At 68.1% G+C, this 14375-nt stretch carries 12 protein-coding genes; 7 read left to right on the top strand and 5 right to left on the bottom strand.

From position 1 onward, the window contains the following. Positions 1–136 precede the first annotated feature (136 nt). The 5 genes from ileS (at position 137) to DVW87_RS08955 (ending at position 6367) form a co-directional block, all read left to right on the top strand. Complete coding sequence (gene ileS / locus DVW87_RS08975; protein WP_114687454.1) at positions 137–3064, top strand: isoleucine--tRNA ligase; 2928 nt, start codon at positions 137–139, stop codon at positions 3062–3064. After that, positions 3061–3579, top strand: coding sequence for a signal peptidase II (gene lspA, locus DVW87_RS08970; RefSeq protein WP_114687453.1), 519 nt, complete (start codon positions 3061–3063; stop codon positions 3577–3579). The genes ileS and lspA overlap by 4 nt, the downstream gene beginning before the upstream one ends. Beyond that, positions 3572–3982, top strand: coding sequence for a DUF3035 domain-containing protein (locus tag DVW87_RS08965; protein ID WP_114687452.1), 411 nt, complete (start codon positions 3572–3574; stop codon positions 3980–3982). Before lspA ends, DVW87_RS08965 begins: the two co-directional genes overlap by 8 nt. Before the next feature lie 82 nt (positions 3983–4064). Further along, a complete protein-coding gene (locus tag DVW87_RS08960) occupies positions 4065–5249 on the top strand; it encodes an acyl-CoA dehydrogenase (RefSeq protein ID WP_114688157.1) in 1185 nt (394 codons plus the stop codon). Beyond that, entirely contained in the window at positions 5249–6367 is a 1119-nt protein-coding gene (locus tag DVW87_RS08955) for a CaiB/BaiF CoA transferase family protein (protein WP_114687451.1), read from the top strand. Before DVW87_RS08960 ends, DVW87_RS08955 begins: the two co-directional genes overlap by 1 nt. Positions 6368–6370: 3 nt before the next feature. On the opposite strand, the gene metC is transcribed toward DVW87_RS08955, so the two are convergent. The 3 genes from metC to rnd form a co-directional block, all read right to left on the bottom strand. Then, positions 6371–7567 carry a cystathionine beta-lyase gene (gene metC, locus DVW87_RS08950; protein ID WP_114687450.1) on the bottom strand — a complete coding sequence of 399 codons (1197 nt, stop codon included), beginning with the start codon at positions 7565–7567 and terminating at the stop codon, positions 6371–6373. Between the two features lie 105 nt (positions 7568–7672). Next, positions 7673–8512 carry a 3-mercaptopyruvate sulfurtransferase gene (sseA, locus tag DVW87_RS08945; protein ID WP_114688156.1) on the bottom strand — a complete coding sequence of 280 codons (840 nt, stop codon included), beginning with the start codon at positions 8510–8512 and terminating at the stop codon, positions 7673–7675. Positions 8513–8661: 149 nt separating this feature from the next. Next, the gene (gene rnd / locus DVW87_RS08940; RefSeq protein ID WP_114687449.1) at positions 8662–9837 is read right to left on the bottom strand and encodes a ribonuclease D; all 1176 of its coding nucleotides are present in this window, start codon (positions 9835–9837) and stop codon (positions 8662–8664) included. Positions 9838–10014: 177 nt separating this feature from the next. Here rnd and aspS point away from each other — a divergent pair, with 177 nt between their 5' ends. Further along, the gene (aspS, locus tag DVW87_RS08935; RefSeq protein WP_114687448.1) at positions 10015–11838 is read left to right on the top strand and encodes an aspartate--tRNA ligase; all 1824 of its coding nucleotides are present in this window, start codon (positions 10015–10017) and stop codon (positions 11836–11838) included. A gap of 35 nt (positions 11839–11873) precedes the next feature. Next, positions 11874–12662 (top strand): polyphosphate kinase 2 family protein, encoded by a 789-nt coding sequence (locus DVW87_RS08930; RefSeq protein WP_114687447.1) that lies wholly within the window; start codon positions 11874–11876, stop codon positions 12660–12662. Positions 12663–12688: 26 nt separating this feature from the next. Here DVW87_RS08930 and DVW87_RS18300 read toward each other — a convergent pair whose 3' ends face one another. Continuing rightward, positions 12689–13126, bottom strand: a complete 438-nt coding sequence (locus DVW87_RS18300) for an RcnB family protein (protein ID WP_239017833.1) — start codon at positions 13124–13126, stop codon at positions 12689–12691. A gap of 632 nt (positions 13127–13758) precedes the next feature. Beyond that, entirely contained in the window at positions 13759–14313 is a 555-nt protein-coding gene (locus DVW87_RS08920; RefSeq protein WP_114687445.1) for a (2Fe-2S)-binding protein, read from the bottom strand. Positions 14314–14375: the final 62 nt, after the last annotated feature.

The following is a 14375-nucleotide window of genomic DNA, read 5'->3' as shown; positions in this document are numbered from 1 at the left end:
GAAGAGGTTTCCGTGCTGCGCCGACGGGGACACCCCTCCGTCCTGCCTGCGGCAGGCCACCTCCCCTTGCAGGGGAGGATCAAAGACAGCATGCATCTATCCGTTTAAGATAATCGCCGCTAATCCCGCCTTCGACATGACCGATACCGCCAAAGACTATCGCGACACCGTCTTCCTGCCGAAGACGGACTTCCCCATGAAAGCCGGCCTTGCCGCCAAGGAGCCGGGCATTCTGGAGCGCTGGCAGCGGATCGGCGTCTACGATCGCCTGCGCGAGATGCGGCACGGCGCCACGCGCTTCATCCTCCATGACGGCCCGCCCTACGCCAATGGCGACATCCATATGGGCCATGCGATGAACAAGGTGCTGAAGGACATCATCGTCCGCTCGCAGAGCCTGATGGGCAAGGATGCGCCGTACGTGCCCGGCTGGGACTGCCACGGCCTGCCGATCGAGTGGAAGGTCGAGGAGGCATATCGCGCCAAGAAGCTGAACAAGGACGACGTGCCTGTCGACCAGTTCCGCGCCGAATGCCGCGCCTATGCCGAGAAGTGGGTGGCGGTGCAGCGCGCCGAATTCGAGCGGCTGGGCGTGATGGGCGACTGGGACGATCCCTATCTCACCATGAAGTTCGACGCCGAGGCAGTGATCGTGGGCGAACTCCTGAAGTTCGCCGAGTCCGGCCAGCTGTATCGCGGGGCCAAGCCGGTGATGTGGTCCCCGGTGGAGAAGACCGCACTGGCCGAGGCGGAGGTCGAATATGAGGACATCGTCTCGACGCAGATCGACGTGGCGTTCGAGATCGTGGAGGCGCCGAACGCGCCGGAGCTGGTCGGCGCGCATGCGGTGATCTGGACGACGACCCCGTGGACGATCCCCGTCAACCAGGCTTTGGCCTATGGGCCGGAGATCGAGTATCTCCTCGTCCGCTTCGACGACATGGCGGAAGGCCCGCGCACGCTGCTGGTGGCGCATGATCTGCTGGACAGCTTCGGCGCGCGGATCGGCCATCCCGTTGTTCTCAAGATCGGCGATGCAGCGGGCAGCGTGACGGCGCTGGCCTCGATCAAGGGTTCGCAACTGGAAGGTGTGGTGGCGCGCCACCCGATGCATGCGCTGGGCGGGTTCTTCGCCAAGCCGCGGCCCTTCCTGCCGGGCGAGTTCGTCACCACCGATGCGGGCACCGGTCTGGTGCACATGGCGCCGGACCATGGCGAGGACGATTTCGAGCTGTGCAAGGCGTACGGGCTCGATCCCGTGTTCGCTGTGGATGGCGCGGGCATGTACCGCCAGGACTGGGCGTGGCTCGGCGGGCAGGGGAGCGTCATCAACAAGAAGTTCACCGCCAGCGACGGGCCGATCTGTTCGGACCTGCGCGCGGCGGGGGCGCTGCTCGCGGCTTCGGACGATTTCAAGCATAGCTATCCGCATTCGTGGCGGTCCAAGGCGAAGGTGATCTTCCGCGCGACGCCGCAATGGTTCATCCCGATGGACAAGAACCCCTCTCCCCTTGTGGGAGAGGGAGGGGCCCGCTCGGCGGCAGCCGAGTGGGAGGGTGAGGGGGATGTTTCGAGTCTCACTCCCCCTCATCCTTCCGCGCCTGCGGCGCTCCCTCCTTCTCCCACAAGGGGAGAAGGGAATGGCGCCACCTTGCGCGAGACCGCGCTCGACGCGATCGAGCGGACGCGGTGGGTGCCGGCGCGGGCGGAGAACCGCATCCGGTCGATGGTGGAAGGGCGGCCCGATTGGGTGATCTCGCGCCAGCGGGCGTGGGGCGTGCCGATCGCGCTGTATGTGGACCGGGCGACCGGCCAGTATCTGAACGATCCGGCCGTCAACGCGCGGATTGTGGCCGCCTTCCGCGAGGGCGGGGCGGATGCGTGGTTCACCGCGGATCATCAGGCGCTGCTCGGCCCGGACTACGACCTCGCCAACTACGAGCCGCAGCGCGACATTCTCGACGTGTGGTTCGACTCCGGCTCCACCCACGCCTTCGTGGTCGAGGCGCGCTATGGCGAAGGCGTTCGCGCCGATCTCTATCTCGAAGGCTCCGACCAGCATCGCGGCTGGTTCCAGTCGTCGCTGCTGGAGTCCTGCGGCACGCGCGGGCGGGCGCCGTATGACGCGGTGCTGACGCACGGCTTCGCGCTGGACGACAAGGGGCGCAAGATGTCCAAGTCGCTCGGCAACGTGGTCGATCCGCTGAAGGTGATCGGCGAGAGCGGCGCGGATATCCTGCGCATGTGGGTAGCCTCCACCGACTATTTCGAGGACGTGCGCATCGGCAAGGAGGTGCTGGGCACCGCCAGCGACGCCTATCGCAAGCTGCGCAACACGTTCCGCTATCTGCTGGGCGCGCTGGACGGGTATGAGGCGCACGAGGCAGTGGGTGTGGCCGAGATGCCGGAGCTGGAGCGTTATGTGCTCCACCTGCTTGGCCGGCTGGATGTGGAGCTCAAGGCGGCGGCGGACGCGTTCGAGTTCAACCGCTACCAGCGGCTGCTGACCGATTTCGCCAACGAGGACCTGTCGGCCTTCTTCTTCGATATCCGCAAGGACGTGCTCTATTGCGATGCGCCGGAGAGCGTGACGCGACGGGCGTATCGCACAGTCCTGAACCTGCTGTTCCATGCGCTCGTCCGCTATGCCGCGCCGATCCTCTGCTTCACCGCGGAGGAAGTGTGGCAGGCGCGCTATCCGACCGAGGATGGTTCGGTGCACTTCCTCACCTGGCCGGAACTGCCGGCGCTGCCCGGTGACGATGCGGTGTCCACCAACTGGCAGGAGGTGCGCATCCTGCGGCAACAGGTGACGGAGGCGATCGAGCCGCTGCGTCGCGAGAAGCGCGTCCGCTCCAGCCTGGAAGCGGAGGTGACGGTGCCCGACCTGCCCCTTCCCGTGGACAAGCTGACCGAAACGTTCATCGTCGCGAAAGTCAGCCGCGGCGATGCGGTGGCGGTGACCCCCACCGATTATCTCAAATGCGGCCGCTGCTGGCGCCACCTGCCCGAGGTGAAGGAGGACGGCACCTTGTGCGACCGGTGCGCCGGGGTGGTGGCATGAGCCGGGTTCCCGTCGCGGGCCTCGCCACGGCGGCGGTGCTGTTCGCTGCCGACCAGGCGGTGAAATACGCGGTCACCGACGTGATGCAGCTCAACGAGCTGACCGGCGAGCATGTCGTCACCGGCTTCTTCAACCTGCGCTTCGTGGCCAACCGCGGCGTGTCGCTCGGGATGCTGCATGCGACCTCCGACACGATGCGCTGGGGCCTTGTCGCGTTCACCGCGGCGATCGCCGCGATCGTGCTCGTGTGGATGATCCGCGAGCGCAACCGCGGCGACCAGATCGCGCTCGGCCTCGTGCTGGGCGGTGCGATCGGCAACATCCTGGATCGCGTGCGGTTCGGGTACGTGGTCGATTATGCCGACCTGCACTTTGGCGAATGGCGGCCTTTTCTGGTGTTCAACCTTGCCGATGCGGCTATTACGATCGGCGTGCTGGTGCTGCTTGTCCGTGCGATCGTGTCGGGCGGCAAGGCGGACGCTGAGTCTGATCGGGTGGAGAATGGGAATGCGTAAGTCTGTGGTCGCGGCGGGTCTCATCGGCGCCGCGCTGCTGTCCGGCTGCGGCAAGCGCGGCTATGACCGTGCGCGCCCGGACGAGTTCGCGGTAGCGCGGCAGGCGCCGCTGGTCATCCCGCCCGATTTCTCGCTGGTCCCGCCGCAGCCGGGCGCCGCACCGGTGTCGCAGGCCGGTTCGCCCAGCCAGCAGGCGCTGTCGGCGCTGTTCGGCGGCCCCGCCGCGCGCAGCGGAACGGAGGCGCAGGCGATCCAGTCGACCGGCATCAGCGCCGATCCGGGCATCCGCTCGGCCGTGGGCGATCCCGACACCAACGTGGTCGACAAGGGCCAGATCACGCGCGACATCGTCGCCGCGCCGGAAGGCGACGGGCAGGCCGCGCGGGTTTCGGCCCCGAACTGAATGATCTGGCGCGGCCGGGCCCGGGTCCGGCCGCGCACAAGCGAGCGCCAACCACGGCGCCGCGCGTTTTTTGGAGAGCATGATGGCAGGAATGGCGCGTTTCGACTGGTCGGACCCGTTCCTGCTGGACGACCAGCTTTCCGAAGACGAGCGGATGATCCGCGACACCGCGCGCGCCTATGCCGATGACCGGCTGGCCCCGCGCATCGTGGAGGCATTCCAGCACGAGCATACCGATCCCGCGATCTTCCGCGAAATGGGCGAGCTGGGTTTGCTCGGCCCGACCGTGCCGGAGGAATATGGCGGCGTCGGCGCGAACTATGTCAGCTACGGGCTGGTCGCACGCGAGGTGGAGCGGATCGACTCGGGCTACCGCTCGATGATGAGCGTGCAGTCGAGCCTCGTCATGTACCCGATCTACGCCTACGGATCGGAGGAGCAGAAGCGACGCTACCTGCCGAAGCTCGCATCGGGCGAGTATATCGGCTGCTTCGGACTGACCGAGCCCGACGCCGGTTCAGATCCCGGCGGCATGACCACGCGGGCCAAGAAGACGGAGGGCGGCTACGTCATTTCCGGCGCCAAGACCTGGATCTCGAATGCGCCGATCGCCGATGTATTCGTCATCTGGGCGAAATCCGACGACCATGGAGGCGCGATCCGCGGCTTCGTGCTGGAAAAGGGCATGAAGGGCCTATCCGCGCCGAAAATCGAGGGCAAGCTTTCGCTCCGCGCGTCGATCACCGGCATGGTGATGATGGACGAGGTGGAGGTCGGCGAGGACGCGCTGTTGCCGAACGTGGAGGGGCTGAAGGGCCCGTTCGGCTGCCTCAACCGTGCGCGTTACGGCATCAGCTGGGGGGCGCTGGGCGCGGCGGAGTTCTGCTTCCATGCGGCGCGCCAGTACGGGCTGGACCGCAAGCAGTTCGGCACCCCGCTCGCCGGCCGCCAGCTGTTCCAGAAGAAGCTGGCCGACATGGAGACGGAGATCGCGCTGGGCCTGCAAGCGTCCTTGCGCGTGGGCCGCCTGATGGACGAGGGCCGGTTCGCGCCGGAGATGGTTTCGATCGTCAAACGCAACAATGTCGGCAAGGCGCTGGATATCGCGCGGGTGAGCCGCGACATGCATGGCGGCAACGGCATTTCAGGCGAGTATCAGGTCATGCGCCATCTGATGAACCTGGAGACGGTGAACACCTATGAGGGCGCGCATGACGTGCATGCGCTGATCCTCGGCCGCGCGATCACGGGGCTGGCGGCATTCTGATGGGGGAGCGGCCGCTCGCCGGCGTGCGGGTGGTGGAACTCGCGCGCATCCTCGCCGGGCCATGGTGCGGGCAGTTGCTCGCCGATCTGGGCGCGGAGGTGGTCAAGATCGAGCGGCCGGGCGCGGGCGACGACACGCGTGGCTGGGGTCCGCCCTTCGTCACCGGGCCGGACGGCGGGTCGCTCGGGGCGGCCTATTACCATGCGGCCAATCGCGGCAAGACGGCGCGGGCGATCGATATCGCCACGCCCGACGGCCAGGCGGCGGTGCGCGCGCTAGTGGCGGACGCCGATGTGGTGATCGAGAACTACAAGGTCGGCGGGCTGGTCAAATACGGGCTCGACCATGCCAGCATGGCGGCAGTCAACCCGCGGCTCGTCACCTGCTCGATCACCGGCTTCGGCCAGGACGGGCCCTATGCTCACCGCGCAGGATACGATTTCATCGCGCAGGGGATCGGCGGGTTCATGTCGATCAACGGGGAGCCCGATGGCGAGCCGCAAAAGGCGGGCATCGCCTATGCCGACATCTTCACCGGCGTCTATTCCGCGGTGGCGATCCTGGCGGCGCTGCGCCGGCGCGACGAGACGGGCCAAGGCGCGCATATCGACATGGCGCTGCTCGACACGCAGGTGGCGGTGCTCGCCAACCAGGCGATGAACTGGTTCGTGTCCGGCAAGGCACCGGGCAGGGCGGGGAACGGCCATGCCAATCTGGTGCCCTACCAGGCGTTTCACGCGAGCGATGGCGAACTCATCATCGCGGTGGGCAACGACGCCCAGTTTCGCAGCCTTTGCCGGGTGCTGGACATCGGACTGGCCGACGACGCGCGCTTCGCCACCAACGCCGCGCGGGTGACGAACCGGGCGGCGTTGATCCCGCTGCTGGAGGCGGCGATCGGCGGGTGGCGCAAGGCCGATCTCGCCTGGAACCTGGAGGAAGCGGGCATCCCCGCCGGGCCGATCAATTCGATCGCGGAGGCCTTTGCCGATCCCCAAGTGAGGCATCGCGGCATGGAGATCGCGCGGGACGGCATTCCCGGGATCGCGAGCCCGATCGTGATCGACGGCGAGCGGATGGTTTCCGACCGGCCGAGCCCCGCACTGCCGACAAGCTGAGGCTCAGCCGTCGCGGGCAGCGCGAAAGCGGGCAAGGCCGTGGGCGAGATCGTCGATCAGGTCGGCGGTGTCCTCCAGCCCGATCTGGAGGCGGACGAGCGGCCCGGCGAACTGCGGCCTGGTCACGCTGCGGAAGCGTTGCGGGTCGATCGGCAGAGCGAGGCTTTCGTACCCGCCCCAGCTATAGCCGATGCCGAAATGGTCGAGCCCGTCGATCAGCGCGGCGCGTGCCGCTTCCCCGCCGCCCTGCAGGGCAAAGGCGAACAGGCCCGCCGGTCCCTCGAAGTCGCGGACGAACAGGTCGTGGCCGGGACAGGCGGGCAGGGCGGGGTGCAGCACGGTCGCTACCTCTGGCTGTTCGCCCAGCCAGCGCGCGATGGCGAGCGCGCTTTCGCCATGCTGCCTGAGCCGCAGCGCCATGGTGCGCAGGCCGCGGGCGCCGAGCCAGGCGTCGTCCGGGCTCACCATCAGACCCAAAGCGCGGCTGGTTTCGACCAGCGGCGCCCAGCGTTCGGGCGTGGTCGTGACGGAGCCGAGCATCACGTCCGAATGGCCGACCACATATTTGGTCGCCGCTAGGATCGTCATGTCCACGCCCCTGGCGATCGCGGGAAACAGCAGCGGGGTCGCCCAGGTATTGTCCAGCAGGGTGACGATGCCCCGCGCGCGCGCGACGGCGACGATGGCGGGGACGTCCTGCACCTCGAAGGTGAGGCTGCCCGGGCTTTCGAGGAAGATCGCCCGCGTTCGCTCGCCGATCAGATCGGCAATGCCGCCGCCGATCAGCGGGTCGTAGAAGCGGGTGGTGATGCCCATCCGCTGGAGAAAGCCGTTGGCGAAGTTGCGCGTGGGATCATAGGCCGAGTCGACCAGCAGCAGCTCGTCCCCGGGCGAGAGCACCGACAGCAAGGCTGCGGTGATCGCGGTCACGCCGGACGAATAGAGATAGGTGCCCGCCGCGCCCGGCTCCAGCTCGGTCAGCGCCTCGGCCAGGCTCCACTGGGTGGGCGTGCCGCGCCGCCCGTAGAACAGACGGTGCGGATCGTCCCGGCTGCCGGCGGCGCGCAGATCGGCCACCGAATCGTAGAGGATGGTGGAGGCGCGCCAGACGGGCGGGTTGACGATGCCGCCCGTCCATTCCTTGCGGCGGCCGGCCTGGACGACGCGGGTGGCGGGTTGCTTGTCGGCAGGCGAGGACATCGGGATCTCCGTTCGCCCTGAGCTTGTCGACGGGCTGCTCTTCTTTAGCGGGGTTCATAAAGAAGAACGGTGCTTCGACAAGCTCGGCACGAACGGAGAATGCGCTCAGGCCGCGCCCATCGCCTTGGGCGTGGAGCGATCGGCGCCCCATTCCGACCAGCTGCCGTCATACAGGGCGGCCTGCTTGCCCAGCAGGTGCAGCCCGAACGCCAGCACCGCCGCGGTGATGCCCGAGCCGCAGGTGGTGACCACCGGCTTCTCGATGTCGATCCCCGCACCCTCGAACGCGGCGCGCAGGGCGTCGCCGGTCTTCCACGTCCCATCCGCGTTGAACAGCTGGCCCTGCGGCAGGTTCTTCGAGCCGGGGATATGGCCGGGATGCGTCGCCGGACGTGGATCGGGCTCCTCGCCGGAGAAGCGCGCGGCGGAACGGGCGTCCAGCACCTGCTCGGCGCCGCTGTCCACATTGGCCTTCATCTGGTCCAGCGTGCGGACGGTCTTGTTGTCGGCCCAGACGGTGAAATGGCGATGGCGCAGCTGCTCCTTGCCGCTGGCGACCTCGCGCCCCTCCGACTGCCATTTTGCGAAGCCGCCGTCGAGGAGCGCCACGTCATGTGCGCCGAACACGCGCAGCATCCACCAGGCGCGCGCTGCGGTGTGATAGGGCGAGTTGTCATAAAGCACGATGCGGCTGCCGTCGCCGAGGCCCAGCGACTGCATGCGGCTGGCGAACTTCTCCGGGCTCGGCAGCATGGAGGGCAGATCGGTCGAGGTGTCGGCGAGCTCGGCCAGGTCCATGAACACCGCGCCGGGAATGTGCGCCGCCTCATATTCCGCCGCCGCATCGCGCCCGTCGGTGGGCAGCAGGTAGGTCGCATCCACGATCCGCAAGTCGATCGCCTCGCGCTCGTTCTGCAGCCAATCGGTTGTCACCAGGGCGTCCATGGTCATCTCCTCGCGCTTCTTGTCGTTGCGCAGGAGTGTAGCTTTGCCCGGCGGGGGCGTCGAGCCGGCGCGAAATCGGCGCTGCCGTAGCGGCGCGCATCCGGGCGCCGCCCGCGAGCGCGCGCGACTCGAAGCGCGGGCGGCGAGCGTCAGGCCTCGTCTTCCGCCCGCGTCATCTTCAGCTTGCCGTTCTTCACGGCGAAGGCCAGCCGCCCCTCGACCAGCGCCAGAGCGTCGCGGCCGAACTGCTCGAAACGCCAGCCCTGGAGCATGGACAGGCCATCGCGCTGCCCGGCGGCCAGTGCTTCCAGATCGTCGGAACGGGCGAGCAGGCGGGAGGCCACGTCGATCTCCTTGGCGCGGATCTTCAGCAGCAGCTTGAGGAGGTCCGCGACCAGCGCGCCGTCCTTGCCGAGGCCGGACTTGCGGTCCTCCCGCGCGGGCATCTCGTCCGCCGGCATCGGCACCGCCGACTCGATCGCCGCCATCAGCCGGCCGCCGATATCGTTGGCCGCCCAGGTCTGCGACAGGCCGCGCACCTTGGCGAGATCGGCCTGGCGGCGCGGCGGATGGCTGGCGAGGTCGGCCAGCGTCTCGTCCTTGACGATGCGGCCGCGGGGCAGGTCCTTGCCGCGCGCCTCCAGCTCCCGCCAGCGGGCGAGCGACTTCAGCCGGCCGAGCACGTCCGCCTTGCGGCTGGGCACGCGGATGCGCCGCCATGCCTCGTCGGGATCGTTGGCGTAGTTGGCCGGGTCGCCGATCCGCTCCATTTCCTGGTCGAGCCAGGCGCCCCGGCCCGTGCGCCGCAGCCGTTCCAGCATCTTTGGAAAGATCTTGGCGAGATGGGTCACATCGCCGATCGCGTAGTCGATCTGCCGCGCATCGAGCGGCCGGCGCGACCAGTCGGTGAACCGCGCGCCCTTGTCGATCTGAAGCCCGAGCCAGGCATCGACGAGGTTCGAATAGCCGATCTGCTCGCCCTGGCCGAGCGCCATGGCCGCGATCTGCGTGTCGAACAGCGGATGCGGCGTCTTGCCGGTGAGGTTGTAGACGATCTCCAGATCCTGCCCGCCGGCGTGGAAGACCTTCAGCACGTCTTCGTTGGCGACCATCAATTCCAGCAGCGGGGCAAGGTCCAGCCCCGGGGCCTTGGGGTCGATCGCCGCGGCTTCGTTCTCGTCGGCGATCTGGATCAGGCAGAGCTCCGGCCAGAACGTGTTCTCGCGCATGAATTCGGTGTCCACGCACACGAAGTCTGATTGGGCGAGCCGGGTGCAGAGATTGGCGAGGCTGGCGCTGTCGGTAATCAACGGATGGATATGCATCGCCCCGCCATAGCCCCATGGGCGCGGCTTGACAAAGAGGGGTTGGAAGGGGAAGCGCCAACCACCCGCACCATCGCCACCCCGGCGCAGGCCGGGGTCAAGTCGCGGCTTGCTCGCCGCCCGACCCACGGCCTGCCGAGAACGCGCATGGTGGATGACACACACGCGAGAACCACCATGCACGCCTATCGTTCGCACACCTGCGCCGCGCTGACCGCCGCCGATGTCGGCACCGATGTCCGCCTGTCCGGCTGGATCCATCGCAAGCGCGACCATGGCGGCGTGCTGTTTGTCGATCTGCGCGACCATTATGGCATCACCCAGATCGTCGCCGACAGCGACAGCCCGGCGCTGCCGGTGCTGGAGGGCCTGCGGGTCGAGAGCGTCGTCACCATCGACGGCAGCGTGAAGGCGCGTTCCGCCGGCACGGTGAACCCCAACCTGGCGACCGGCGAAATCGAGGTCTTCGCGCGCGGCGTGACGGTGCAGAGCGAGGCGGCGGAGCTTCCGCTGCCGGTGGCGGGCGAGCAGGAATATCCCGAGGACATCCGCCTGCGCTATCGCTTCCTGGACCTGCGCCGGGAGACGCTGCACGCCAACATCGTCACCCGCACGAAGATCATCCGCGACATGCGCCGCCGCATGGAAGATGCTGGTTTCACGGAATATTCCACCCCGATCCTCACCGCTTCCTCGCCAGAGGGCGCGCGCGATTTCCTGGTGCCCAGCCGTATCCACCCCGGCAAGTTCTACGCGCTTCCCCAGGCGCCGCAGCAGTACAAGCAGCTGTTGATGGTCGCCGGGTTCGACCGCTATTTCCAGATCGCGCCCTGCTTCCGCGACGAGGACCCGCGCGCCGATCGCCTGCCGGGCGAGTTCTACCAGCTCGACCTGGAGATGAGCTTCGTCACGCAGGAAGACGTGTGGACGACGATGGAGCCGGTGGTCGCCGGCATCTTCGAGCAGTTCGCCGAGGGCAAGCCGGTCACGCCGGCGGGCGAGTTCCCGCGCATCCCGTACGACACGGCGATGCTGAAATACGGCTCGGACAAGCCGGACCTGCGCAACCCGATCGAGATCACCGACGTGACCGACCATTTCGTTGGCTCCGGCTTCGGCATCTTCGCCGGCATCGTGGAGAGCGGCGGCGTGATCCGCGCGATCCCGGCGCCGGGGGCCGGGGCCGGCAGCCGCAAGTTCTTCGACGACATGAACGTCTGGGCGCGCGGGGAGGGCTATTCCGGCCTTGGCTATATCAACATCAAGGACGGCGTGCCCGGCGGCCCGATCGCCAAGAACCATGGCGAGGAAGCCACCGCGAAGCTGATCGAAGCGCTGGGCCTCGGACCCAATGACGGCGTGTTCTTCGCGGCCGGCAAGGCGGCGCAGGCGGCCAAGCTCGCCGGCCTCGCCCGCACCCGGACGGCTGAGCAGCTGGACCTGATCGACAAGGACCGCTTTGCCCTGTGCTGGATCGTGGACTTCCCGTTCTATGAATATGACGAGGACGAGAAGAAGCTCGACTTCGCGCACAACCCGTTCTCCATGCCGCAGGGCGGGCTGGAAGGGCTGAACGGCCCCGATCCGCTGAGCCTGAAGGCGTTCCAGTACGACATGGTCTGCAACGGCTATGAGATCGCGTCCGGCTCGATCCGCAACCAGTCGCCAGAAACCATGGTCAAGGCGTTCGAATTGGTCGGCCTGAGCAAGGCGGACGTGGAGGAGCGCTTCGGCGGCCTGTATCGCGCGTTCCAGTACGGCGCGCCGCCGCACGGCGGCATGGCGGCGGGCGTCGACCGCATCGTGATGCTGCTGTGCGGCGCGCAGAACCTGCGCGAGATCACGCTGTTCCCGATGAACCAGCGCGCCGAGGACCTGCTGATGGGCGCGCCGTCCCCGGCAGGTGCCAAGCAGCTGCGCGAACTGTCGGTGCGCGTGGTCGAGCAGGCGCCGGCGCGCGCTGTCAATGTCGACGCGACGGTCGCGCCCAGCGCCGGCTGAGGGAACCGAAGGGGCAGGACAGCGCTCTTGCCCCCATGACCATCAAGCTCTCCGACTTCGAAGCGGGCACGCCGTTCGACGGCAAGTACGACAAGCAACTGGCCAGCCTGCAGGAGCGGCTGGCGCACATCCAGGTCGCGCACATCGTGCACCGCCGGCCGGCGATCATCCTGTTCGAGGGGTGGGACGCCGCCGGCAAGGGCGGCATCATCCAGCGCCTGACCGCCGAATGGGACCCGCGCAACTTCGAGGTCTGGCCAATCAAGGCGCCCACCGAAGAGGAACTCGCGCGCCATTTCCTCTGGCGCTTCTGGCGGCGGCTGCCGGCCAAGGGCGACATCGCCGTGTTCGACCGCAGCTGGTACGGCCGCGTGCTGGTGGAGCGGGTGGAGGGCTATGCGAGCAAGCCCGACTGGAAGCGCGCCTTCGGCGAGATCAACGCCTTCGAGCAGCAGCAGGTGGAGGCGGGCGCGACGGTGATCAAGCTGTTCGTGCACACCACGCAGGACGAGCAGGATCGCCGCCTGCTCGCGCGGCTGGATCATCCGTGGAAGCGGTGGAAGACCGGGGCGGACGATTACCGCAACCGGGCGAGGCGCGACGACTATCTCCATGCCATGCACGCCATGTTCAAGCACACGGACACGCCCGTGGCGCCCTGGACGGTGATCGACGGCAACGACAAGAAGGCCGCGCGGATCGCCGCGCTGACGTACATCGCGGACCGGCTGGAGGCAGCGGTGGACATGACGCCGCCGCCGCTCGATCCGGAGGTGGAGAAGATCGCCCGCACCGCGTTGGGCGGGGAAAACGGGCGCGATTGAACCCGTCGCGCCCGGCTCCGCCCGGCTTACCAGAAGATGTCGTAGATCGCGTCCACCACCTGGCCGCTGCGCACATCCACCAGCAGCGCATCGTTGTAGTAGCGCACCCAGCGATACGGCCCATAGGCGGGGGGCAGGCGGTAAGAGATCGGATCGTCGATCCAGTAGCTCTGGTCGAACAGGATCGAGCTTAGCGTGAAGCCAATGCCGAACCGGCGATAGCCATAGCTCCAGCTGCTCGGCGCGTAATAAAGCGGGAGGCGATAGAGGCTGCGGTTCTGCGCGCGATAGCGGCCGTAATCGTAACGGCTATCGCGTCGCCAGTTGCGGTTCCACTCCATCCGGTCCCGCGTGTCCCAGCGGTCGCGCACGCCGTCGCGCCAGTCGGCTCCGCTGCGCGTCCAGTCATGCCGCGCCGCGCCACGATCCGGTGCAGGGCGGGTCCAGTCCGGCCGCCCGCCCACCGCGCGGTCGGGGCGCTGAAAGCCAGGACGGCTGGCGCCCGGTCCGCCCGGCCGATTGAAGCCATTGCCGTCAGGACGCTGAAAGCCGGGTCGATCGCCGCCCGGCCGGTCCGCGCGATTGAACCCGTTGCCGCTCGGACGCTGCCAGTTTGGCCGCTCCGAGCCTGGCGCAGGCCGCTGGGCGTTGGGCCGCTGCCAGTTCGGACGGGTTCCGTCACCGGGTCCCGGCTGCTGGAAGTTCGGGCGACCGCCTAGGCCTCTATCCGGCCGCTGCCAATCGCCTCGCCCGGGAGCGTCACCACCGGCGGAGCGCTGCCATTGGGGGCGAGTCGCGGGCGGCGATCCGCCGGTGTTGCCGGGCGCTGCCGGCGCAGGAACGGGCCGGGGGCGTTCGCCCGCAGCCTCGCGCATCGCGCGCCACTCGCCCCGCCGCGAGAGGCCGGAGTTCGGCGTCCCATTCGCGCTGTCCTGCGCCAATGCGGGCACCGGAACAATCGCCGCAGCCATCAGCGCCGCAAGTAACGAGATCCGCATTCTCCAGGCCTTCCAATCGCCGGCGCACCTGCCGGCCCGATCATGACTGGAATATGGAAGAACAGCGATGAGCGGATACTGAATTGCCGTGACAGCGATCAGAAAGCTTTGTCGTCGCGCGCCGGCGTGAGCGCCGGAACGGTGCGCGACGCTTCGGCGGGACTGGTGCCCGGGCGGGCGACCGGCGCCACCCGCTCGTCGCCGCGCGCGATTCGCCCGGCGCGCTGCACCGCCTCGACGATGCGCGGATACACGCCGCATCGGCACAGGTTGGTGATCGACGCGCGGATCTCCTCCTCGGAGGGATCGCGCACGCGCTTGAGCAGGGCCGCGGCCGCCATCACCATACCCGGCGTGCAGAAACCGCACTGGCCGACATTCTCGGCCATCCACGCAAGCTGTACCGGGTGGCTGCGATCGCGCGACAGCCCTTCGACCGTGGTGACGAAACTGCCCTCGATCGAGCCGATCGGCACCTGGCAGGATCGCACCGCCCGTCCGTCGATATCCACCGTGCACGCGCCGCACTGGCCAACACCGCATCCGTATTTGGTGCCGGTCAGGTTGGATGCATCGCGCAGCGCCCAGAGCAAAGGCGTTTCCGGATCGAGCCGATATTCGACCGCCTGATTGTTCACGGTGAAGCGCGTCATGCCTGCGACCCTAGCCCAGGCTCCGGCCGCGGGCAAAGGCCGCCGACAAGCATGGGGCAGCC

The sequence above is a fragment of the Sphingomonas aracearum genome, from assembly GCF_003345355.1.
GTDB classification, from domain to species: Bacteria; Pseudomonadota; Alphaproteobacteria; order Sphingomonadales; family Sphingomonadaceae; genus Sphingomonas; species Sphingomonas aracearum.
Note: the sequence above shows the minus strand (reverse complement) of the source record. Positions and strands in the feature narration are given on the sequence as shown.

Coding starts and splice junctions, on each gene's coding strand:
- DVW87_RS08955 (WP_114687451.1), top strand. CDS start 5,249: ATGGGGGAGCGGCCGCTCGCCGGCGTGCGGGTGGTGGAACTCGCGCGC.
- DVW87_RS08930 (WP_114687447.1), top strand. CDS start 11,874: ATGACCATCAAGCTCTCCGACTTCGAAGCGGGCACGCCGTTCGACGGC.
- DVW87_RS08920 (WP_114687445.1), bottom strand. CDS start 14,313: ATGACGCGCTTCACCGTGAACAATCAGGCGGTCGAATATCGGCTCGAT.
- lspA (WP_114687453.1), top strand. CDS start 3,061: ATGAGCCGGGTTCCCGTCGCGGGCCTCGCCACGGCGGCGGTGCTGTTC.
- DVW87_RS08965 (WP_114687452.1), top strand. CDS start 3,572: ATGCGTAAGTCTGTGGTCGCGGCGGGTCTCATCGGCGCCGCGCTGCTG.
- metC (WP_114687450.1), bottom strand. CDS start 7,567: ATGTCCTCGCCTGCCGACAAGCAACCCGCCACCCGCGTCGTCCAGGCC.
- sseA (WP_114688156.1), bottom strand. CDS start 8,512: ATGGACGCCCTGGTGACAACCGATTGGCTGCAGAACGAGCGCGAGGCG.
- rnd (WP_114687449.1), bottom strand. CDS start 9,837: ATGCATATCCATCCGTTGATTACCGACAGCGCCAGCCTCGCCAATCTC.
- aspS (WP_114687448.1), top strand. CDS start 10,015: ATGCACGCCTATCGTTCGCACACCTGCGCCGCGCTGACCGCCGCCGAT.
- ileS (WP_114687454.1), top strand. CDS start 137: ATGACCGATACCGCCAAAGACTATCGCGACACCGTCTTCCTGCCGAAG.
- DVW87_RS08960 (WP_114688157.1), top strand. CDS start 4,065: ATGGCAGGAATGGCGCGTTTCGACTGGTCGGACCCGTTCCTGCTGGAC.